Raw genomic sequence first — 23451 nt, forward strand, 5'->3', positions numbered from 1 at the left:
CAAAGCAACAACGCGCCGGCCGCCGGCCGGTGCAACGGAATCCGCGATGCATCGTCCCCTGCGCCCCCTCCTCGTCCGCCGCAACACGCCGGGCATCCAGCCGCTCGAGCCGCGCCTGATGTTCGATGCCGCCGCAGCTGCCGACGCCGCCGCCCGCAGCGCCGCCGCCGATGCGGCGCTGGCCGATGCGGCGCGCGCCTCGGAATCGGCGGCAGTCGCCGCCTCGGCCGGCCTCGCGCGCGATGCCTCGGGCACGACCGCCGCCGGTGCCACCGAAAGCCTGGCCGCGACGCAGCAGATGACGCAGGCGACCGACCCGGCAGCCGCGTCGGGCACGCCGGCTGCCACCACCGCGGGCGCCGCACCCACTGCCGACGACAGCAACCACGCCGCCACGCCCCGCGACACCAACTACGGCCTTGTCCGCGAGACCGCCGGCAGCCACGAAGTCGTGTTCATCGACGGCGGCCTGCAGGACCCCGGCAAGCTCGCCGCCGCCGTGCGCGCGGGTGTGGACGTGGTCGTGCTCGACCCCACGCGCGACGGCCTCGCGCAGATCGGCGACTACCTCGCCGGCCATCACGGCATCGAAGCCATCCACGTCGTGTCGCACGGCGATGCGGGCAGCATCACCCTCGGCAGCACGCTGCTGACCGGCGCCACGCTCGACCAGCACGCGGCCGAACTCGCCGGCTGGCAGGCCAGCCTCGCGCCCGGCGCCGACCTGCTGCTCTACGGCTGCGACGTGGCCGCCGACGCCGCCGGCCTCGCCTTCATCGACCGGCTCGGCGCGCTCACCGGCACCGACGTCGCCGCCTCCACCGACACCACCGGCACCGCCTCCGCCGGCGGCGACTGGCAGCTCGAAGCCAGCGACGGCCACATCGACGCCGCCGCGATGGACCTTTCGACCGCCGGCTGGGACGGTCGGCTCACCGCGCCCACGCTGTACCTCAACCACGGCTACCAGCTCTATTTCACCGGCAGCACCAGCGGTTTCGCGGCCAGCAGCACCAACCCCGACATCGACCCGGCCGGCAGCAATGCCGCCGTCAACGGCAGCTATTTCTCGACCAGCTCGATCGCCTTCACCGCCTCGGCAGCCAGCACCGACGCCAACGGCAACTTCCAGCTCCAGGGCAACGACGTCACCGGCAGCATCACCTTCACCGGCAGCTTCCGCGACAACGCGGGCGTGCTGCACAGCAACGTGACGGTCACGCTCGCGGGCGCCATCTCCAAGCACATCAAGGGCCGCGACGGCGACCAGAGCGATTCCGATGCGCTCTACTTCTGGACCGCCGGCAACGGCACCGCCGCCTACAACGGCATCGGCTTCCTGCTGATCGTGCCGGGCAACGAGGGCTACTTCGCCAACACCGAAACCCGCGTGTCGATGCCGGCCGACAACCGCTTCGTCGACGGCATGAACGTGGTGCTCGCGGCCCAGCGCGCGGCCAGCGCCAGCATCTCGCTCGGCGCCGACACCGGCTCGGTCTATCAGGGCGCGACGCTCGCGCCCGCGACCGGCGTGCTCGCCAACGACACGGCGACGCTCGCCCTGACCGTCACCGACGTGAGCGCCGGAACCGGCTCGCCGCTCGGCAACGTGGGCCAGTCGATCGCGGGCAGCTACGGCCATCTCACGCTCAACAGCAACGGCACGTACAGCTATGTGGCCGACAACGCCGGGAGCCTTGCGGCCGGCACCTCGGTGAACGACGTGTTCACCTACGCCGTGTCCGACGGCCAGGGCGGCACCGGACACACGACGCTCACCATCACCGTGCGCGGCCAGGGCCCGGCGGCCGTGGCCGACACCGGCGCCGCGACCGAGGACGGCTCGACCACCGGCAACGTCAAGGGCAACGACAGCCATTCGTCCGGCGACACGCTCACCGTCACGGGCGTGACGGCCGGCGCGGCGGGCAGCGCGCCGAGCGGCTCGGTCGGCACGAGCGTGGCGGGCAGCTACGGCCATCTCACGCTCAATGCCGACGGCAGCTACAGCTACGCGGCCGACAACGCGAATGCGCTCGCGGCCGGCGCGCAGCGCACCGACACCTTCACCTACGCCATCACCGACACCTCGTCGCGCACCGCGTACACGACGCTCACGATCACCGTGACGGGCGCCAACGACGGCCCGTCCGCCAGCGCCGACACCGGCGCCGCCAACGAGGGCCAGACCGTGGACGTGGCCGCAGGCAGCGGCGTGCTCGTCAACGATTCCGATCCCGATACCGGCGACTCGCTGGTCGTGTCGGGCGTGGTCGCGGGCACGGGCACGCCGGTGGCCGGCAACGTGGGCAACGCCGTCGCCGGCAGCTACGGCAGCCTCACGCTCGCCTCGGGCGGCGGCTACCGCTATGTGGCCGACAACGCCGAAGCCCTCCCCGCCGGCGCCACCCGCCAGGACGTGTTCACCTACGAGGTGAGCGACGGCCACGGCGGCACGGCCACCGCCACGCTCACTGTGACGATCACCGGCACCAACGACGCGCCGGTCGCCGGCGACGACAGCGGCGCGCTCAACGCGGGCGCCAACCTGTCGCACAACGCGGCCACGGGCGCGCTCGCCAACGACAGCGACGCCGACACCGGCGACACGCTCGCGATCACCGGCGTCGCGGCGGGCACGCCCGGCACGGCGCCGTCCGGCTCGCTCGGCGCCAGCGTCGCGGGCAGCTACGGCCATCTGACGCTCAACGCCGACGGCAGCTGGAGCTACGACGCCGACAACGCCACGGCCCTCGCCGCCGGCGCGCAGGCGACCGACGTCTTCACCTACACCGTGAGCGACGGCCACGGCGGCAGCGACACGGCGACGATCAGCTTCACCGTCACCGGCACCAACGACGCGCCGACCGCGGCCAACGACAGCGCGTCGGCCAGCGCCGGCGGCAGCGCGAGCGGCAGCGGCACGGGCGTGCTCGGCAACGACAGCGATCCCGACACCGGCGACTCGCTCGCCGTGTCGGGCGTGGTCGCTGGCAGCGGCACGCCGGTGGCCGGCAACGTCGGCACGACCGTCAGCGGCAGCTACGGCGACCTCGTGCTCGGCAGCAACGGCAGCTGGAGCTATTCGGCCAGCAACGCCGCCCGGCTCGCCGCCGGCAGCAGCGCCAACGACGTCTTCACCTACGAGGTGAGCGACGGCCACGGCGGTACGGCCACCGCGACGCTGACCATCGCGGTGAGCGGCGCCAATGACGCGCCCGCCGCCGTGAACGACAGCGACAGCATCGGCGCGGGCGGCACGGCCTCGGCGGCGGCCGGCGCGGGCGTGCTCGTCAACGACAGCGACGCCGACCTCGGCGACAGCTTCGGCGTCACGGGCGTGACGGCGGGCAGCTCGGCCACGGCGCCGGTCGGCTCGGTCGGCAGCTCGATCGCGGGCAGCTACGGCCATCTCACGCTCGCCGCCGACGGCAGCTACAGCTACGTGGCCGACAGCGCCGTGGCCCTCGCGGCCGGCGCGACGGCGACCGACGTCTTCACCTACACGATCACCGACGGCCAGGGCGCGACCGCGACGGCCACGCTGAGCATCACGATCACCGGCACCAACGACGCACCCTCGGCCGCGAACGACAGCAGCGCCGTGCTCGGCGGCGGCAGCGCCGCGTCCACCGGCAGCGGCGTGCTCGCCAACGACAGCGATCCCGACACCGGCGACTCGCTCGCCGTGTCGGGCGTGGTCGCGGGCGGCGGCACGCCGCTGGCGGGCAATGTCGGCTCGGCCGTCACCGGCAGCTACGGCGACCTGACGCTCGGCGCCAACGGGCACTGGAGCTACAGCGCCAACAACGCCGCGTCGCTCGCCCCGGGCGCGACGGCGAACGAGGTGTTCACCTACGAGATCAGCGACGGCCACGGCGGCGCGGCCACCGCGACGCTCACGATCGTCGTGACCGGCGCGCCGGTGAACAGCGCGCCAAGCGCGACCGACGACAGCCGCTCGGTCAACGAGGATGCGACCGTCACCGGTGCGGCCGGCGCCGTGCTTGCCAACGACAGCGATGCGGATGTGGGCGACACGCTTGTGGTGAGCGGTGTCGCGGCGGGTTCGGGCGCGACGCCTTCGGCCAGTTCGGTCGGCGCGAGCGTGGCGGGCAGCTACGGTCATCTCACGCTCAATGCCGATGGCAGCTACAGCTACAACGCCGACAACGCGGGGAGCCTGTCCGCCGGTGTGACGCGCACGGACAGCTTCACCTACGAGGTCAGCGACGGGCATGGCGGGACCGACACGGCGACGATCACCTTCACCGTCACGGGCATGAACGACGCGCCGACGGCCGCGAACGACAGCGCCGGCGTGGGCGCGGGCGGCAGCGCCAGCTCGACCGGCACCGGCGTGCTCGCCAACGACAGCGATGGCGACAGCGGCGATTCGCTCGTCGTGGCGGGCGTGGTCGCGGGCACCGGCACGCCGGTCGCGGGCAATGTCGGCTCGGCGATCGCAGGGACGTATGGCGAGCTGACGCTCGGCGCGAACGGCGCGTGGAGCTATGTCGCCAGCAACGCCGCGCGGCTCGGCGCGGGCGCGAGCGGCAGCGATGTCTTCACCTATTCGGTCAGCGACGGCCATGGCGGGACGGCCAGTGCGACGCTGACGATCACCGTCACCGGTGCCAACGACGGCCCCACCGCCGCCAACGACAGCCGCTCGGTCAACGAGGACGCGACCGTCACGGGCGGCGCGGGTGCCGTGCTCGCCAACGACAGCGATCCCGATACCGGCGATTCGCTCGTCGTGAGCGGCGTTGCCGCTGGCGCGAGCGGCACGCCGTCGGCCGGCTCGGTCGGCGCGAGTGTCGCGGGCAGCTACGGCCATCTGACGCTCAATGCCGACGGGAGCTACAGCTACGCGGCCGACGGCGCGGGCAGCCTTTCGGTCGGCGTCACGCGCACGGACAGCTTCACCTACGAGATCAGCGACGGGCATGGCGGTACCGACACTGCGACCATCACGTTCACCGTCACTGGCACGAACGACGCGCCGACGGCCACGAATGACAGCGGCGCCGTCGGCGCGGGCGGCAGCGCCAACTCGACCGGCGCGGGCGTGCTCGCCAACGACGGCGATGGCGACAGCGGCGATTCGCTCGTCGTGGCGGGTGTGGTCGCGGGCAACGGTTCGCCGGTCGCGGGCAATGTCGGCTCGGCGATCACGGGCAGCTACGGCGAGCTGACACTCGGCGCCAATGGCACCTGGAGCTATGTCGCCAGCAACGCGGTCGGCCTCCCCGCCGGCAGCACGGCCAGCGACGTCTTCACCTACGCGGTCAGCGACGGCCATGGCGGCACGGCCACCGCGACGCTGACGATCACCATCACCGGCGCCAACGACGACCCTTCCGCCGCCAACGACAGCCGCTCGGTCAACGAGGACGCGACCGTCACCGCCGGCGCGGGCGCCGTGCTCGCCAACGACAGCGATCCGGATGCGGGCGACTCGCTTGTCGTGAGCGGTGTCGCGGCAGGCGCGAGCGGCACGCCATCGGCCGGTTCGGTCGGCGCGAGCATCGCGGGCAGCTACGGCCATCTCACGCTCAATGCCGACGGCAGCTACAGCTATGCCGCCGATGGCGCTGGGAGCCTCTCCGCCGGCGTCACGCGCACCGACAGCTTCACCTATGAAATCAGCGACGGGCATGGCGGTACCGACACCGCGACGATCACCTTCACCGCCACCGGCACGAACGACGCGCCGTCGGCTGCGAATGACAGCGGCGCCGTCAACGCGGGCGACAGCGCCAGCTCGACCGGCGCGGGCGTGCTCGCCAACGACAGCGATGGCGACAGCGGCGATTCGCTCGCCGTCTCGGGCGTGGTCGCGGGCGGCGGTTCGCCACTGGCCGGCAACGTCGGCTCGGCGATCACGGGCAGTTACGGCGAGCTGACGCTCGGCGCCAATGGCGCCTGGAGCTATGTCGCCAGCAACGCCGTCGCCCTCGCCGCCGGCAGTACGGCCAGCGATGTCTTCACCTACGCGGTCAGCGACGGCCACGGCGGCACAGCCACCGCGACGCTGACCATCACGGTCACCGGCATCAACGACGCGCCGTCCGCCGCCAACGACAGCCGCTCGGTCGACGAGGACGCGACCGTCACCGGTGGCGCGGGCGCCGTGCTCGCCAACGACAGCGATCCGGATGTGGGCGACTCGCTGGTCGTCAGCGGCGTCGCCGCCGGCGCGGGCGGCACACCCGCCGCCGGCCTGGTCGGCGCGAGCGTCGTGGGCAGCTACGGTCATCTCACGCTCAATGCCGATGGCAGCTACAGCTATGCCGCGGATGGCGCGGGCAGCCTGTCCACCGGCGTGACGCGCACCGACAGCTTCACCTACGAGATCAGCGACGGCCACGGCGGCACAGCCACCGCGACGATCAGCTTCACCGTCACCGGCACGAACGACGCTCCGACGGCCGCCAACGACAGCGCCAGCCTCGACGCGGGCGACAGCGCCAGCTCGACCGGCGCGGGCGTGCTCGCCAACGACGGCGACGCCGACTCGGGCGATTCGCTCGCGGTTTCGGGCGTGGTCGCGGGCGCCGGCTCGCCCCTCGCGGGCAACCTCGGCGCGAGCGTCGCGGGCAGCTACGGCCACCTCACGCTCAACGCCGACGGCAGCTACAGCTACGCCGCCGACAACGCCGCCAGCCTCGCCGCCGGCAGCACGGCGACCGACGTCTTCACCTACGAAGCCAGCGACGGCCACGGCGGCACCGCCACCGCGACGCTGACCATCACGGTCACCGGCACCGCCGTCACGCCGCCCGCCAACCAGGCGCCCGTCGCCGACAACGACCACGCCAGCGTCGGCCAGACCGGCGATCTCGCCGCCAGCGCCGCTACCGGCCTGCTTGCCAACGACAGCGATCCCGACGCCGGCGACAGCCTCGTCATCACCGGCGTCGCCGTGGCCGGCGGCACGCCCAACGCCGACCAGCTCGGCCGGCCGATCGCCACCAGCCTCGGCGTGTTCACGCTCAATACCGACGGCAGCTACGCCTACGAGGCCAGCGCACCCTGGCTCGGCGCCGGCGAAACCGCCACCGACGTCTTCACCTACACCGTCGCCGACGGCCACGGCGGCAGCAGCACCGCCACCGTGAGCATCACCGTCACCGGCCGCAACGACGCCCCCGTCGCCGCCGACGATCGCCTGTCGGTCACCGCCGGCCAGACCCTCGTCATCGACGCTGCCGACGGCGTGCTCGTCAACGACGGCGACGCCGACGCCCACGACCAGCTCGTCGTCAGCGGCGTGGCGCTCGCCCGCCTCGCCGGCGGCGGCACGCTCACCGGCCATCTCGGCGACCTCGTCCTCGCCGCCGACGGCAGCCTGAGCTACACCGCCAGCCACGCCGCCGACCTGCGCGCCGGCGAAACCGCCGACGACGTCTTCACCTACGCCATCTCCGACGGCCACGGCGGCAGCGCGACCGCGCGGCTCACCATCACCGTCACCGGCACCGCCGACGCGCCAGTGTTCTCGACCGGCGCGGGCGCCGACGCCGGCAGCGTCACCGAGGACGACAGCATCACGACGCTCGAAGTGCGCGGCACGCTCGCCGTGACCGACGCCGACCACGGCCAGTCGGGCATCGACACCAGCGCGCCCGTCGTCGCCGCCGACGGCACGGTCGGCCACCTCGTCATCGACGCCGACGGCCACTGGACCTACAGCGTCGCCAACGCCGCCATCGCCTGGCTCGACGCCGGCCAGCAGAAGACCGAGACCTTCACCGTGCGCAGCGCCGACGGCACGGCGCACGACATCGTCATCACGATCACCGGCGTGGCCGACGCGCCGCCGCCCGTCACCGACCCGGTCATCACCGGCGAGCACGCCGGCGACGTGACCGAGGACCGCGACGTCAGCGCCGGCAACCTCGCGGCGGGCGGCACGCTCGCCATCGAAGGCGGCGCCGACGGCACGCGCTTCGCCACCACCGTCACGCCGGCCGACGGCGTGCTCGGCAGCCTCGCCATCGACGCCGCCGGCCGCTGGAGCTACCACGTCGCCAACGACGCCGTGCAATCGCTCGGCGCCGGCGAGACGCGCACCGAAACCTTCACCGTCGCCACCAGCGACGGCAAGGCGAGCCAGGTCATCACCGTCACGATCCACGGCGTGGACGACCCGTCGGCGCCCGAAGGCACGACCGTCCACCTCACCGAAGGCGACGACCTCGCGGCGATGACCGCCAGCGGCCGCCTGCCGATCAGCGACGTGGACGGCCTGGCCGCCTTCGTGCCGCAAGCCGGCACCGCCGGCGCGCTCGGCACGTTCACACTCGCCGCCGACGGCCGCTGGACCTTCACGCCCAACGCCGCCCACGACGAGCTGCGCGCCGGCGAGGTGCGCACCGAACGCTTCACCGTGCGCGCCACCGATGGCAGCACGGCCGTCGTCACCATCGAGATCACCGGCAGCAACGACGCGCCGGTCGCGCCCGACGCCAGCGCCACCGGCCTGCAGGACGGCGGCGCCATCGCCATCGACCTGCCTGCGAGCGACATCGACGGCAGCATCGCCGGCCGCGCCATAACCGCCCTGCCCGCCCACGGCCGGCTCTATGCCGACGCCGGCCTCACGCGCGAACTGCATGCCGACGACATCGTGGCCGGCGCGCGCGCGTGGTTCGTGCCCGAGGCGGGCTGGAACGGCAACGCCAGCTTCGGCTTCGCGGCGGTGGACAACGACGGCGCCCGTTCGGTGCCCGCCACCGCCACGGTCGAGGTGCTGCGCGCGCCGAGCATCGGCCTGCCCGCCGCCTTCGACCTCGGCGCCTCCGACCATGACCGCGTCACCTCGGCCAACGTCATCACGCTGGCCGGTGATGCGGTGCCGGGGCAGACGCTGCGGCTCTACGCGCCCGACGGCCATCTGCTGGCCGAAGTGCGCGCCGATGCCGACGGCCACTGGTCGGTGTCCGGCATCGACATGACTGCGCTCGCGGGCGATGCCGGCGGCACGCCGGGCGCGGTCGGCGCCTACAGCTTCGCGCTGCGTCCGCTGGGCGCCGGAGGCGACGAGGGCGCGGCGGTGCCGATCACCGTGCAGCGCGAGCTGCCGCCCGCGCCGCTGCCCGCGCCCACGCCGGCACCCGTGCCCGCGCCGACGCCGGTCGAGCCGCCCGCCCCGCCGGCGCCGGCCCGCGCCGCGCCCGCGCCCGTGTTCGACTCGGCGCTCACGCCGCCGTCCACGCCGCTCGGCAGCTTCATGCATCCGCAGCCGATCGACGCGCCGCACTCGCCGACGACGCCGCAGTTCGACCTCGGCCGCGAGCAGGGCGACATCTACACCCGGCCGAGCGGCTTCCAGGTCATGGTCAATCCCTCGTCGGAGCCGAACCTGTCGGTGTTCCGCGGCGTGGACGACCAGGTGGTGAAGCTCGGCCAGCAGCTCAACCTGCAACTGCCGGCCGACACCTTCCTCCACACCCAGATCAACGAGACCGTCACGCTCCAGGCCACGCTCGCCAACGGCAAGCCGCTGCCTGGCTGGCTCAGCTTCGACGGCAAGGCCGGCACCTTCACCGGCGAGCCGCCGGCCAATCTGACGAGCGATGTGGCGATCAAGGTGGTGGCGCGCGACTCGCAGGGCCGCGAGGCGGTGGTGATGTTCCGCATCACCGTCGGCAAGCCGACCGGCCAGCGCGGCGCCGGCCTGAGCCAGCAACTCCAGCGCGGCGACGCGCTCACCCTCACCGCCGACGGCTGGCGCGCGCAGCAGCGCCCGGCCGGCCCGGCCCGCCGCGCCTGACGCCGGCGCACGGAGCACCGCATGCCCTACGACCACGGCCATCCGCCGCCCGATACCGCCGCGACGCTGGCGCTGCTCGACGCGACCGCCGCCGCGCAGACCGCCGCCGAACGCCGCTTCCTGCTGCTCGACCGCAGCCGCGAGGCTTGGCCCTATCAGATCGCGGTGCTGGTGACGGACGGGCGCATCGCCGGGCATTCGGGCGCGGGCGAGGTGGATGCGCAGGGGCCGTATGCGCAATGGCTCGGGCGGCTCGCGTGCGAGTTGCGCGGCCGGCCGGGCGGCGCGCTGTCGCCGGCCGACATCGCCGATGCCGCGCTCGCGGCCGAATGGGCGGAGTGGTGGCCCGATCATTTGCTGTGGCTGCCGGCGGCGGAAGGTCTGGCGTCGGACGCGCACGCGGCCGATGCCTCGCCGGCGCCGCACGACGCGCAGGCCCCGGCCGCGAACGGGCAGGCGTCGGGCCTGCTGCTCGTGCGCGACCTCCCCTGGATGGCTGACGAGGCCGACTCGCTCGGCCGCTGGTTCGGGCTGTGGCGGGCGCTGGATTCGGGCCGGCGCGCCGAAGCGCGCGTGGCCTCGGCCGGCGGCTGGCGCGGCTTCGTCAACGTGATGCGCCATCAGCCGGCCGCGCGGCGACGCCGGATCGGCTGGGCGCTCGCGGCGCTGATCGGCGTGCTCTGCCTGCCGGTGCATCTGACGGTGCGCGCGCCGGGCGAGATCGTGCCGCGCGATCCGGTCGTGCTGCGCGCCGCGCTCGACGGCACGGTGCGCGAGCTGAAGGTCGAGCCGAACCAGTTCGTGCAGGCCGGCCAGGTGCTGGCCGAACTCGACGACGCCGGCTGGTCGAGCCGGCTCCAGGTCGCGCAGCAGGCGCTGCTCACCGCCGAGACCGAATGGCGCCAGACCAGCCAGCAGGCGCTCAACGATCCGCGCGCCAAGGCCCAGCTCGCGGCGGCGATCGGCAAGGTGGAGGAGAAGCGCGCCGACGTGGCCTTCCTTGGTCAGCAGGTACGGCGCACCGCGCTCGTCGCGCCGCATGACGGCGTGGTGCTGATCCAGGACGCGGGCGGCTGGCCCGGCCGCACGGTCAGCGCCGGCGAGGCGGTGATGAAGCTCGCCCGCCCCGGCGATCAGGAAGTCGAAGCCTGGCTCGCCGCCGGCGACGCGATCGACCTGCCCGACGGCACGCCGATGCATCTCCACCTCGCGAGCCGCCCCGGCAGCCCGGTCGAGGCGAAGCTGCGGCTCTACGCCTTCGAGGCCGAGCACCGGCCCGACGCCGGTCTCGGCTACCGCCTGCGCGGCACGCTCGACGGCGACGCCACCGAGCGCCTCGGCGCGCGCGGCACCGTGCGCATCGACGGCCCGCGCGTGCCGCTCGGCTACTGGGTGCTGCGCCGCCCGCTCGCCGCGCTGCGCGAAACCACCGGCTGGTGAACGCGATGGACGCCGCCCTGCCTTCGCCCATGAACGCCCTCGCCGCCACCGCGCCCGAGGCCGGCACGCCGTCGCTGGCCGACAGCGCCCTCCCCCCGCTGCGCGAGGAACTGCGCCTGCACCACGGCCCCGCCACGCGCAACGGCCAGCCGAGCTGGACGCTCCAGGACCCGGTGCGCCACCGCTTCCTGCGCATCGACTGGCCGACCTACGAAATCCTGCGCCGCTGGTGGCTCGGCGATGCCGACCTCGTCGCCGCCCAGGTCCGCGCCCAGACCACGCTCAGCGTGACCGGCGACGACGTGCGCGAAGTGCTTGCCCTCGCCCGCCGCGAGGCGCTGGTGCAGCCGTCCGGCCCCTCGCCCGCCGGGCTGCGGCGCGAACGGCGCGGCTGGCGCGACGCCGTCACCTGGCTGCTGCATCACTACCTGTTCTTCCGCGTGCCGCTGTGGCGGCCGGACGCGCCGCTGGGCCGGCTGCTGCCGGCGGTGCGCTGGCTCGGCGGCGACGGCTTCGCGACGGCGACGGTCGTGGCGCTGATCGCCGCGCTGGTCGGCGTAAGCCAGCAGAGCGAAGCGCTCGGCGCGCAATGGCTCGACCTGCTGTCGTGGCGCGGCCTCGGCCTGTACGGCGCGACGCTGGTGGCAGTGAAGTTCGCGCACGAACTCGGCCACGCCTTCGTCGCCAAGGCCCAGGGCTGCCGCGTGCCGACGATGGGCGTGGCGCTGATGGTGCTCTGGCCCGTCGCCTATACCGACACCACCGACGCCTGGCGCCTCGCCGACGCGCGCGCCCGTCTGCGCATCGCCGCCGCCGGCGTGCGCACCGAACTGACGATCGCCGTCTGGGCCACGCTGGCCTGGACCTGGCTGCCCGACGGCGCGCCGCGCACCGCCGCCTTCATCCTCGGCACGATGACCTGGGTGAGCACGCTGCTCGTCAACCTCAGCCCCTTCATGCGCTTCGACGGCTACTTCCTGCTGTGCGACGCGCTCGACCAGCCCAATCTGCATGAGCGCAGCTTCGCGCTCGCGCGCTGGTGGCTGCGGCGCGTGCTGCTCGGCTGGCAGGCCGAGCCGCCCGAAGCGCTGTCCGACACCGGCCGCCGCGCGATGCTGGCCTTCGGCTTCACCACCTGGGGCTGGCGGCTGTCGCTCTATCTCGGCATCGCCTGGACGGTCTATCACTTCGGCTTCAAGGCGCTGGGGCTGGTGCTGTTCGCGGTCGAGATGGGCTGGTTCATCGCCGGGCCGCTGCTGCGCGAGCTGCGCGTGTGGCGGGCCGGTCGCGCGGCCTGGCTCGGATCGCGTCGCGCCAGGCTGAGCGGCGCGGTGCTGGCGGCGCTGATCGGCCTCGGCTTCGTGCCCTGGACCGGCAGCACGACCGGCGCGGCGATGCTGCAACCGGCAAGGCATCTGGCGCTGCGGCTGCCGGCGGCGGTGATGGTCGAGGAAATCGGCGTGCGGCCCGGACAGAGCGTTGTCGCGGGCCAGCCGCTGCTGCGCACCTCGGTGCCCGCCGCCACGCAGCAGCGCGACACCGCATTGGCGCGCATCACCGACCTCGAACGCGAAGTGGCCGGCGCGGCGCTCAGCCCCGAGCGGCAGGCGCAATGGCAATCGCTGCAAGCCGCGCTCGCCACCGCGCGCGAACAGGCCGACGCCGCCGACGCCGAGCTGGCGCGCTACCAGCCGGTTGCGCCCTTCGACGGCGTGGTGGTGGACATGAATCCCGAACTGCGCGCCGGCGCGATCTCGCCCACGCCGCGCGAGACCCTGCTGCACCTCGCCTCGGCCAACCGCTGGCGTGTCGTCGCCTATGCCGACGAGGCCACGGCGCGCGGCCTCAAGGCGGGCGACACGGCGCAGGTCACGGCCGACGCCGCGCCGCTCGGCCGACTGCCCGCGCGCATCACGAGCGTCGCGCCGCATCCGAGCGCCGTGCTCGCCGAGCCGCTGCTGGCCCAGGCCAACGGCGGTCTCGTCGATGCGCGCGAGACGAACGCGGGCTGGGCGCCGGTGCAGGCGCTCTACCGCGTCGAGCTGGAGATGGATGAGGCGCCGCCGCTCGCGCCGCGCGAATGGCGCGGGCATGTGGTGTTCGGCGGCGCGGCCGCGAGCGCTTGGGGACGGTTGTGGAACCGGGGCGCGTCGGCCTTCGTGCGGGAGGCGGGGTTCTGAGCGACGGCGTCAGCCGTGCTTGTGATGCCCGTGGTCGTGCGCATGGCCGTGGTCATGCGCGTGATCGTGACCGTGGTCGTGCTTGTGCTCATGCGAATGGGCGTGCGCGCCGTGCTCGTGGGCGTGTTCATGCGCATGGCCGTGCTCATGCGAGTGCGCATGCCCGTGGTCGTGCGCATGCCCGTGACCATGATCGTGACCATGGTCATGCCCGCAGCCGCAATGCTCGTCATGCACATGCACCGGATGCATCGGCGCCGGCTTCTCGGGGCGGAAAGCAGCGCGCGCACTGCTTGCCGTGACGCCAAAGCCGGCGAGCCAGTCGGCCGGCGCGGCGCCGGGCAAAAGCAGCAAGCCGTCATCGGTGACGGCGAGCGGCACATGCTCGCCGCCGAGCGCCGCCGCCAGCCGCGCGAGCGCGGGCGCCGGGCCGGCCACGTTCACCACGTCTTCCACCGCCGCCGCGACGAGCCAGAACTTGCCCTTGCTGTCGAGCAGCACGTCGTCCACGGCCACCGGCGCGTCGATGTCGAGCACGACCGGGCCGGTCGCGGTCTCGACCGTGAGTTTCGGATGGGCGCGCTGGGCCGAGTCGAGCTCCACCGTGGCGGCGCGCTTGAGCAGGATGCCTGCCGGGCGCGCATTGCCGCCGAGGATCTTCTTGATGGTGAGGGTGTCGCTCATGGGATGTCCTTGGCTGATGAGTGCGTTCAGTGTGCGGGCGGATGGGCGGGTTTCAAGCGCGGGCGCCGGCGGGGATAGAGACCGGGACGCCGCCGTCCTCAGTCATGCAGCGCATCCAGCGCCTGATCAAGCCGCTCGACCGCCCTCACCTCCAGCCCCTCGAACTTGCCGCGCGCATCCTTGGGCGCATTGCCCTTGGGGATGACCGCGATCGAGAAGCCGAGCTTGGCCGCCTCGCGCAGCCGCTCCTGTCCGCGCGGCGCGGGCCGGATCTCGCCCGCCAGCCCCACTTCGCCGAACACCACCAGCCCGCGCGGCAGCGGCTTGTTGCGCAGCGACGAATGGATGGCCGCGAGCACCGCCAGGTCGGCCGCCGGCTCGCTGATCTTCACGCCGCCCACGGCATTCACGAACACGTCCTGATCGAAGGCCGCGATGCCCGCATGCCGGTGCAGCACCGCCAGCAGCATCGCGAGCCGGTTCTGTTCCAACCCGACCGACAGCCGCCGCGCCGCCGGCGCATGCGATTCGTCCACCAGCGCCTGGATCTCGACCAGCAGCGGCCGCGTGCCTTCCTGCGTCACCAGCACGCAGGAGCCGGGCACCGGCTTTTCATGCGTGCTCAGGAACAGCGCCGACGGATTGCTCACGCCGCGCAGGCCACGATCGGTCATCGCGAACACGCCCAGTTCGTTCACCGCGCCGAAGCGGTTCTTGAAGGCGCGCACGAGGCGGAAGCTCGAATGCGTGTCGCCCTCGAAATACAGCACCGTATCGACGATGTGCTCCAGCACGCGCGGGCCGGCCAGCGAGCCTTCCTTCGTCACATGGCCGACGAGGATTACGGTGATGCCGTCGCGCTTGGCGATGCGCGTGAGCTGGGCCGAGCACTCGCGCACCTGCGCCACCGAGCCCGGCGCCGACGTGAGCACCTCGCTGAACAGCGTCTGGATCGAGTCGATCACCACCACCTCGGCCTGCTGCGCCGCGATCGTCGCCTCGATGCGTTCGAGCTGGATTTCGGACGCGACCGGCAGCGCCATCGCGCCCGCCGCGTTCTCCAGCAGCCCGAGCCGGCGCGCGCGCAGCGCGATCTGCCCGCCGCTTTCCTCGCCGCTGATGTAGAGCGCGCGCCGGCCGTTGGCGTTGATGAAGGCCAGCGCCTGCAACAGCAGCGTGCTCTTGCCGATGCCCGGATCGCCGCCGATCAGCGCCACGCCGCCCGGCACCAGGCCGCCGCCGAGCACGCGGTCGAACTCCTCGCTGCCGGTGCTGAAGCGCGGCATCTCGGTCGCCTCGATGTCGCCGAGCGGCTGCACCGCCGCCGCCTCGACCAGCCCTTCCGCGCCGCGCCGCGTGCCGAAGCGGTTGGCCGACGGCGCCTCGACCGGCACCTCGCTCAGCGTGTTCCAGGTGTGGCAGTGCGGGCACTGGCCGGTCCACTTGGGTGCGATGCCGCCGCACTCGGAGCAGACGTACTGCGTCTTCGCGGCCTTGCCGCCCGTCTTTGCCATCAGCCTGCTTCTCCGAAACCAACCCGCCGCTTCACGCGCGGCGCGACGGCGCACATCAGTTCATATCCGATCGTCCCGCAATGCCGCGCGACCTCGTCCACCGCCAGATGCCGACCGAACAGCTCGACCCGGCTGCCGATGCCGGCCTCGGGCGCGTCGGTGATGTCCACCGTGAGCATGTCCATCGACACCCGGCCCGCGAGCGCGCAGCGCCGGCCCGCCACCATCACCGGCGTGCCGTCCGGCGCGTGACGCGGATAGCCGTCGGCATAGCCGCAGGCCACCACGCCGACGCGCGTCGGCCGTTGCGCGACGAAGCGCTGGCCGTAACCCGCCGCCTCGCCCGGCGCGAGCTGCTGCACGGCGATCAGCTCGCTCGTCAGCTCCATCGCCGGCTTCAGGTCGAAGGCCGGCCCGTCGCGGTCGCCCGTCGGCGAGCCGCCATACAGAAGAATGCCCGGCCGCACCCAGTCGGCATGCGTGGCCGGATGCAGCAGCACCGACGCCGAATTGGCCATCGAACGCGGGCCGGGCAACCCGGCGGTCTCGGCCTCGAAGCGCCCGAGCGGCCCGGCCACGCCATCGGGCAGGTCGGCTTCCGGGAAATGCATCATCAGCCCGACCGTGCCCACTTCCGACGCAGCGCGCAGCCGCTCGACCGCCTTGCGCCCGCGCCCGTCCGTGTAGCCGAGCCGGTTCATGCCGGTGTTGAACTTGACGAACACATCCACCGGCGCCGACGGCCGCATGCCGAGCAGCATGTCGATCTGCGCGTCGTCATGAAGAACGGGCGTGAGCTTGAGTTCCAGCACCGCCTCCAGATCGGCCGCGTCGAAGAAGCCTTCGAGCAGCAGGATCGGCCCGGTCCAGCCGAGCGCCCGGATGCGCGCCGCCTCGCCGATCTCCAGCAGCGCAAAGCCGTCGGCCGACGCGAGCGCCGGATAGACGGCCTCGATGCCATGCCCGTAGGCATCGGCCTTGACGACCGCCCAGACCCGCGAGCGCGGCGCGCATTCACGGACCCGCGAGAGGTTGTGCGCGACCGCGCTCGGATCGAGGGAAGCGAGGATGGGACGGGGCATGATCGACCTGGCGAGCGAGGAGAAATCGGTGTTTTTCCGGTCGATTCTAGACCTCGGCCATCGCTCATCCGGGCACCAAAAACCGCCCGCCGAACGGAGCCGCGACCATGCCGGGCGCGGTCCGGAACGTCGCTACATTCGTGATATAACCCGCCGACGCCGTCCCCCCGGGTCGCGCCCAACCGGTCCAAAACGCATCCTCCCCGACCCGTCCTTTGCTGCGCGCCCGCCGTCTTTCCTCACCTGACTCCGCCTCATGAAGCGTGGCTTCTACACCATCATGGCGGCGCAGTTCTGCAGTTCGCTGGCCGACAACGCCCTGCTCATCGCAGCCATCGCGCTCCTGCGCGAGGCCGAGTCGCCGGACTGGATGACCCCGCTGCTCAAGTTCTGCTTCGTCCTCAGCTATGTGCTGCTCGCCGCCTTCGTCGGCGCGTTCGCCGATTCGCGCCCCAAGGGCCGGGTCATGCTGTGGACCAACATGATCAAGATCGCCGGCTGCGCCACGATGTTCTTCGGCGCGCATCCGCTCGCGGCCTACGCCATCGTGGGCCTGGGCGCGGCGGCCTACTCGCCAGCCAAGTACGGCATCCTCACCGAGTTGCTGCCACCGGAAAAACTGGTCGCCGCCAATGGCTGGATCGAGGGCACGACGGTCACGTCGATCATCCTCGGCGTGGTGCTCGGCGGCGCGCTGGTGTCGGTCAAGATCTCGACGCTGCTGCTCGCGCTTGATCTGCCCGGCGTCGATACCGGTATCGACTCGCCGGCCGAGTCGGCCATCTGCGTGGTGGCGCTCATCTATCTGGCGGCGGCCGCGATCAACTTCGGTATTCCCGACACCGGAGCGCGCTACCCGCAGCAGCACACGCATCCGCTCAAGCTCATCCGCGAGTTCGCGCATTGCAACCGCGTGCTGTGGAGCGATCGGCTGGGCCAGATCTCGCTGGCGGTGACGACACTGTTCTGGGCCGCCGGCGCGACGCTGCAATTCATCGTGCTGGCCTGGGCGGAATGGGCGCTGCAACTCGACCTGTCGCGCGGCGCGATGCTGCAATCGGTCGTGGCCGTGGGCATCGCGCTCGGCGCGGCCTGGGCGGCGGCGCGCGTGCCGCTGCGCAAGTCGCTATGCGTGCTGCCGGTGGGCATGGCCATGGGCTTCTGCGTGATCGCGCTGTCGATGATCAACCGCGACATCCTGCCGAGCGGTGGCATCACGGTCGGCGGCGTCACGATCGAATGGGCGATGCTGATTGCCTGCGGCCTGCTCCTGCTGGTGGGCGTGATGGCCGGCTACTTCGTCGTGCCGATGAACGCCCTGCTCCAGCATCGCGGCCATGTGCTCATGAGCGCCGGCCATTCGATCGCGGTGCAGAACTTCAACGAGAACCTGGGCGTGCTGGTGATGCTGTGCGTGTACGCCGGCCTCGTGAAGCTGGATCTGCCGGTCACCTTCATCATCACGGCCTTCGGCCTGTTCGTCGCCGCGACGATGCAGACCGTCATCCGCCGCCACAAGCAGAACCAGCGCGAGCATGACGCGATGGCGCTGATCCCAGACGGGCATCATTGAGCCCGGGTTAGCGGGCGCCTCAGGCCGGACTGACCGGCAACCTCAACCCGCCGCCGTCCTTGCCGCGTCGAGCACCTCGAGCGCCATGCACAGATCTGCCCAGCTCTTGGACTTCTCGGCCGGGCTGCGCAGCAGATAGGCCGGGTGGTAGCTCACCACCGCCGGCACGCGCCGCCCGCCGAGGTCGACCGAATGCACATGGCCGCGCAGCCGGCCGACGTTGGCATCGGTCGCCAACATCGCCTGGGCGGCAAATCGACCGACCAGCAGCACGAGTTCCGGCGCGAGCAGTTCCGCCTGCCGCGAGAGATACATCGAGCAGGCGTGAACCTCCTCGGGCAGCGGATCGCGGTTGCGCGGCGGACGGCACTTGAGCACGTTGGCGATGTACACGTCGCGCCGGCGGTCGAGCTTGATGGCCGCGAGCATCGCGTCGAGCAGCTTGCCGGCCTGACCGACGAAGGGCTCGCCGCTCGCATCCTCGTCCGCGCCCGGCGCCTCGCCGATCACGAGCACGCGCGCGCTGCGCGGGCCGACGCCGAACACGACGTTCTTGCGCGTCGAGCACAGGCCGCAGGCCTGGCAGCCGCTTGCATGGGCCTGCAGACCTTCCCAGTCGAGCGCGGCGATCTCGCGCCGCCGCCGGGCGCTGCCGTCCTCGGGCAGATCGACGAGGGGCGCGTCGTCATCGACGCCGGGATAGTCGGCGTCATCGGGGATGTCGTCCCAGAAGGCCGGTGGGCCGCCATCGCCGGTAGCCGCGCGGAACGATTCCCGCATCGGCGATTCCAGCGATCTCGCCGCGCCGCCGCTCGACGACGCGCGGGCGTCGTCCGGACGATCGGCCACCACGGAAGTCTCATTGCCAGGCCCGTCGTGATGCTCGACCGCGCCGACCGCAGGCATCGGCGAAGGCTGTCGCGCCACCTCGGCTTCCGCTGCTTCCGGCGTCGCCGTCACCGGCTGCGCGATCGCGGCCGCTTCCGCCGGATTGACCAATGAAGGGAGCGGAACGGCCGTCGCCGCCTCGGCGGCAATGACCGCGTCGGCGGCGGCGAGCAGCGCGGGCGGACTCGCGACGGCACTCCCGCCGCGCAGCACCCATTGCTCGATTTCCATGGCCGCGAGCAGACGCGCGCGACGTCCCTGATCGGATGAACTCACCAGCTCAGCCTCATCACGACGGCGTCCTCGCGCCGAAACGCGCCGTTCGGGTAGTAGCCCTTGCGCAACCCGATCTGGATGAAACCGCGACGCTCGTACAGCGCGCGGGCGCGCGGATTGGACGGCCGGACCTCGAGGATCATGCAGGTCGCGCCGGCATCACCAGCCAGTTCGATCGTGCGGTCGAGCAACCAGGCCCCCAGGCCGTGTCGCTGCAACTGCGGGGCGATCGTGATGTTGAGCAGATGCGCCTCGTCAAGGGCGCAGAGCAGCACCGAATAACCCACGATCTCGCCTTCCAGCATCGCCACGCAGGTGCGATAGCCGTTGCGGATCGAGTCGACGAAATTTCCAGCCGTCCAGGGGAAGGGATAGGCCAGCTTCTCGATGGCCATGATCGCGGGTATATCGTCCTCGCACATCGCGCGCAGCGACGGTGTGGCGCTCGGTCGATAGGCAGTCATCGTCAAACCATCACTGGGCGGCGGCGCGCTCGGCGAGCGTCTGCGCGACCTTGTTTCGGACATAGACGGGCTGGGCTTGCTCGGCCGGAAAAGCGGCTCCGGAAGCAAGCTTGACGGCGGCGAGTTCGGCGATCGCCGTCGCGGACACCGACGCCGATGAGCCCATCACAACGCCCTCCGGCCAGACCGCGATCAACCGATGCGCCCCCACCACCAGCACATCGCGCCAGCCGTCGGGCAAGTTCGCGCCGAGGACCTCGATCGCGACGCCAGGCGCCGCGACGAACGGCTCCAGCAGACAGTCGAGACCGCCATCGGGCCTGCGCGCATAGATAGCCGCATAGATCTCGCCCATCCTGGCATCCATGAGCGTCACGACCCGCGTGCTCGCGGCAGACTGCGCGTCATGCGCCAGGGCTTCCAGCGTGCCGACCGGCACCACCGGGCAGCCGATCGAAACGGCAAGACCGAGCGCGACCGCTGCTGCAGTGCGGATGCCGGTAAAAGCCCCCGGCCCAGCGCCATAGGCGATCGCGCCAAGGTGGCCGAGAACCAATCCTGAGACGTCAAGGACTTCGGTGACCAGTCGCAGCAGATGCCGCGAAGCTTCCGGGCCACCCAGCGCGTGGGCCTCACGCAACCGACCCTGCGCAAGAAGCGCGACATCGGTACTGCTGCCCGAAGTGTCGAGCGCGAGGATCGGCGGGAAAGAGGATTCGTATGACATCGGGCCGCGATTGTAGCGACCCGGGAATCAACGCTTGTAGATGACCTGGCCCTGCTCGCGAATGTGGTTGCGCAACGCGGCGCGGTCTTCGCTGCTGAGCAGGTCGCGACCGGCGGCGGCCTGGCTCGCAGTCACGCCGCGCTCCAGCGACCAGCCGGCCCGATCACCGCCTTCGATGCGATTGCCCGGGATGCGCGGTGCCAAGCGGGAGCCGTGTTCGAGCGGCGCCGACTGCTCGATCTTCTCGGGCTGACTCCAAGGCCGGGCATCACCCGGCGGCTGTGCCCTCGCGACGGCCAGCGGCGCGGCCACCATGGCAAGCGCGGCAAGCACCGCGCAACCGCTTGCAACCGGCTTGTGGTCGCCGTTGCCCTCACCCACCACTTCGTCCTGCATGCCGCTCATATCCACACGAGTTATCGAGTTCCGACCGTCGGGAAGTCTAGCCGAGGCTTCGTGGGCGGCGCCCCGCCCGCCGTCCGGCACCGGTAAGCTGTGTAACAGCCTGTCAGATCAAGGCGGCATGTGCCTGAACGGCGCAGCTATCTTTGTACGATGGGTCGATCAGACCAAGAAAGGATGGATGGTGTTATGGCCTTGTCCCAGCGAGTTCTGGTTGTCGATGACGACGAACGGCTGCGCGACCTTCTCCGCCGCTACCTGACCGAGCAAGGCTTCAACGTGTTCGTCGCTGCCGACGCGACGGCGATGAACAAGCTCTGGATGCGCGAACGCTTCGATCTGCTCGTGCTTGATCTCATGTTGCCCGGCGAGGATGGCCTCGCGATCTGCCGTCGCCTTCGTGGCGCGGGCGACAAGACGCCGATCATCATGCTCACGGCAAAGGCGGAGGACGTCGATCGCATCATCGGCCTCGAAATGGGCGCCGATGACTACCTGCCCAAGCCGTTTAATCCGCGCGAGTTGCTCGCGCGCATCAACGCGGTGCTACGCCGTCGCGGGCCGCCCGAGGTACCGGGTGCCCCGACACAGGAAGACATCACCGTCACCTTCGGTGACTTCACGCTCAACCTTGCAACGCGCGCGCTCAAGAAGAAGACGGGCGATACCGAGGTGCCGATCGAACTCACCACCGGCGAGTTCTCCGTGCTCAAGGTGTTCGCACGCCATCCCAAGATTCCGCTCTCGCGCGAGAAGCTCATGGAACTCGCGCGTGGTCGTGAGTACGAGGTGTTCGACCGCAGTCTGGACGTGCAGATCTCGCGTCTGCGCAAGATCATCGAACCCGATCCGTCCAAGCCCAAGTACATCCAGACCGTCTGGGGTCTGGGCTATGTCTTCGTTCCCGAAGGCAAGGAATGATCTGCCCGACGCCGGCGTCCGCCGGCGTGTTCGACTCGCGCATCGGAGCTGATGCATCTTGATCCGCACCGCTCGTGTCCGTTTCCGGGCGCTCATGCCCGGCGGGCTGTTCTGGCGCACCTTCGTGCTCATCGGGCTGCTGCTCACTCTTAGCCTGACGGCCTGGGTGCTGACGCTGCGCTCGATCGAACTCGAGCCCCGCATCGAGCAACTCGGCCAGCATCTGACCTCCGTAGTCAACATCACCAAGGCAGCGCTGATCCATTCGGCGCCCAAGCATCGGGGCGCGCTGCTCGCCGACCTGCGCGACAACGAATCGATCCGCATCTATCCGTTCGAACAGGACGACGTGATCGAGCCACTGCCGCACGATCCGATCTTCGACGGACTCGAGCGCTACATGGTCGAACGCCTCGGACCCGGCACACGCATCGCGGGCTGGGTGAATGGCGCCCAGGGCTTCTGGGTGAGCTTCGAGATCGACCAGGACGAGTACTGGGTGGTGCTGGCGCGTGATCGCATAGAACGCTTTCCCGGCGTGCAATGGGCCTTCTGGGCCGCCGTCGCGCTGGTGCTGTCGCTGGCGGGCGCGGCGGTGATCGTCGGGCTGGTCAACCAGCCGATCGCCCGGCTCACGCGCGCGGTGCGCGAGCTCTCCCATGGTCGTCAGCCCCGACCACTGGGACGCAGCAATCTGCGCGAGATCCGTGAACTGAACGAGAGCTTCAACCGCATGGTCGACGACCTGCAGCGCATCGAGGCCGACCGCACGCTGATCCTGGCAGGCATCTCGCATGATCTGCGTACTCCCCTCGCCCGCCTGACGCTCGAAATCGAGATGGCCCCGCTAAGCGACGACACTCGCGACGCGATGGCCTCCGACATTACGCAGATGGACAAGATCGTTTCCCAGTTCCTCGACTTCGCGCGGCCACACAAGGCGGGCAGCGCGACGCCCGTGGACCTGTCGGCCATCCTGCAAAATCAGGCGGAACTGGTGGGGCGCCAAGGGGCAGTGGTCGAGACTCACATCGCGCCGGGCGTAATCGTGCAGGGCCATGAAACGGATCTGACACGACTCGCAGCCAACCTTGTCGAGAACGCTCGCAAGTACGGACGCAAGGGCGACGAACCGGCGCAGATTGAGGTATGGCTACGCCGCCAAGGCCCGATGGCGGTGTTCGAGGTGGTGGACAGCGGCCCCGGCGTGCCGGAGGCGGATCTGGAACGCATCAAGCGTCCATTTACGCGTGGTGAGGTGGCCCGCACTTCGGCATCGGGTGCAGGACTGGGGTTGGCGATCGTCGAGCGCGTGATCCAGCGCATGGGCGGGAGCTGGCGGGTAACGAACCGGCCTCACGGTGGCCTCGCTATCACGGTCGAACTGCCCATCGGCGACGAGAGTGCCGCGCGCAAGTCCGCACGGCGCAGCGGCGAGAACCAGCCTGCTTGATGACGCTTCGCCCTATGAACAGTTTTTGCAAAATCAATTAGACAACTGATTTTGATAGCTTAGTAT

13 protein-coding genes are annotated in these 23451 nt (G+C 71.3%); 6 read left to right on the forward strand and 7 right to left on the reverse strand.

Annotation, left to right across the window (positions count from 1 at the left end; genetic code table 11):
• The first annotated feature begins 46 nt into the window (after positions 1 to 46).
• The 3 genes from H566_RS0110290 to H566_RS24240 are packed head-to-tail and all read left to right on the forward strand — an operon-like array spanning position 47 to position 13401.
• Positions 47 to 9781 carry an Ig-like domain-containing protein gene (locus H566_RS0110290; protein ID WP_028311381.1) on the forward strand — a complete coding sequence of 3245 codons (9735 nt, stop codon included), beginning with the start codon at positions 47 to 49 and terminating at the stop codon, positions 9779 to 9781.
• Positions 9782 to 9802: 21 nt separating this feature from the next.
• Positions 9803 to 11221, forward strand: a complete 1419-nt coding sequence (locus H566_RS24235) for an efflux RND transporter periplasmic adaptor subunit (protein ID WP_051378519.1) — start codon at positions 9803 to 9805, stop codon at positions 11219 to 11221.
• 29 nt (positions 11222 to 11250) lie between these two features.
• Complete coding sequence (locus H566_RS24240; RefSeq protein ID WP_051378520.1) at positions 11251 to 13401, forward strand: site-2 protease family protein; 2151 nt, start codon at positions 11251 to 11253, stop codon at positions 13399 to 13401.
• Positions 13402 to 13410: 9 nt separating this feature from the next.
• On the opposite strand, the gene H566_RS24245 is transcribed toward H566_RS24240, so the two are convergent.
• From H566_RS24245 to alr, 3 genes are all read right to left on the reverse strand, one after another.
• Complete coding sequence (locus tag H566_RS24245) at positions 13411 to 14085, reverse strand: urease accessory protein UreE (RefSeq protein WP_051378522.1); 675 nt, start codon at positions 14083 to 14085, stop codon at positions 13411 to 13413.
• 98 nt (positions 14086 to 14183) lie between these two features.
• Entirely contained in the window at positions 14184 to 15599 is a 1416-nt protein-coding gene (gene radA, locus H566_RS0110310; RefSeq protein ID WP_028311382.1) for a DNA repair protein RadA, read from the reverse strand.
• On the reverse strand, positions 15599 to 16681 hold the full coding sequence (gene alr, locus H566_RS0110315; RefSeq protein WP_028311383.1) for an alanine racemase: 1083 nt from the start codon (positions 16679 to 16681) through the stop codon (positions 15599 to 15601). Before alr ends, radA begins: the two co-directional genes overlap by 1 nt.
• Before the next feature lie 256 nt (positions 16682 to 16937).
• Here alr and lplT point away from each other — a divergent pair, with 256 nt between their 5' ends.
• Positions 16938 to 18254: a lysophospholipid transporter LplT gene (lplT, locus tag H566_RS0110320; protein WP_028311384.1), complete on the forward strand. Its 1317-nt coding sequence runs from the start codon at positions 16938 to 16940 to the stop codon at positions 18252 to 18254.
• Positions 18255 to 18296: 42 nt separating this feature from the next.
• Here lplT and H566_RS24250 read toward each other — a convergent pair whose 3' ends face one another.
• From H566_RS24250 to H566_RS0110340, 4 genes are all read right to left on the reverse strand, one after another.
• Positions 18297 to 19418, reverse strand: a complete 1122-nt coding sequence (locus H566_RS24250) for a uracil-DNA glycosylase (RefSeq protein ID WP_156924368.1) — start codon at positions 19416 to 19418, stop codon at positions 18297 to 18299.
• Entirely contained in the window at positions 19415 to 19813 is a 399-nt protein-coding gene (rimI, locus tag H566_RS0110330; protein WP_245591324.1) for a ribosomal protein S18-alanine N-acetyltransferase, read from the reverse strand. The genes H566_RS24250 and rimI overlap by 4 nt, the downstream gene beginning before the upstream one ends.
• Before the next feature lie 79 nt (positions 19814 to 19892).
• Positions 19893 to 20609, reverse strand: a complete 717-nt coding sequence (gene tsaB, locus H566_RS0110335; protein ID WP_028311386.1) for a tRNA (adenosine(37)-N6)-threonylcarbamoyltransferase complex dimerization subunit type 1 TsaB — start codon at positions 20607 to 20609, stop codon at positions 19893 to 19895.
• 27 nt (positions 20610 to 20636) lie between these two features.
• Positions 20637 to 21005 (reverse strand): hypothetical protein, encoded by a 369-nt coding sequence (locus tag H566_RS0110340; protein WP_156924369.1) that lies wholly within the window; start codon positions 21003 to 21005, stop codon positions 20637 to 20639.
• A 195-nt stretch (positions 21006 to 21200) separates the two neighbouring features.
• On the opposite strand from H566_RS0110340, the gene ompR reads away from it, so the two are divergent.
• Complete coding sequence (gene ompR / locus H566_RS0110345; protein ID WP_156924370.1) at positions 21201 to 21932, forward strand: osmolarity response regulator transcription factor OmpR; 732 nt, start codon at positions 21201 to 21203, stop codon at positions 21930 to 21932.
• A 58-nt stretch (positions 21933 to 21990) separates the two neighbouring features.
• Positions 21991 to 23385, forward strand: a complete 1395-nt coding sequence (locus H566_RS24255) for a sensor histidine kinase (RefSeq protein ID WP_245591325.1) — start codon at positions 21991 to 21993, stop codon at positions 23383 to 23385.
• Positions 23386 to 23451 lie beyond the last annotated feature (66 nt).

It is taken from the genome of Derxia gummosa DSM 723, assembly GCF_000482785.1.
Taxonomy (GTDB): domain Bacteria; phylum Pseudomonadota; class Gammaproteobacteria; order Burkholderiales; family Burkholderiaceae_E; genus Derxia; species Derxia gummosa.